Annotated in this window: 1 pseudogene; it reads right to left on the reverse strand. The window is 58.1% G+C overall.

What is annotated here, in order from left to right:
* A pseudogene (locus tag ACPYOJ_RS35625) lies at nucleotides 1-265 on the reverse strand (hypothetical protein); the annotation flags it as partial.

Consider the following 265-nt stretch of genomic DNA (forward strand, 5'->3'; position numbering starts at 1 on the left):
CTCCGTAATTTCGGCCCAGCACCTCCAGCTCCGGAATGCGCAGCAGACAGAGCGCCGACCACGGGTTTTTGGCAAGATCGCGCGACAAGGCCCGCAGGTTCGGCATATGGACAACCGGGTCGAGTAGCGCCAGCCTGCGGGAACGTTTATTCGCGGCGCGCTGGCAGGTGGCCAGCATCGACATGTAAATCACCACAAACGAAAAGACCAGATAGCTGGAAGAGGTAATTGCCAGCTGAATGTCATACCCGGACTGTTGAGGGAT

This window comes from Rhizobium sp. SVR5-9E (genome assembly GCF_056755095.1).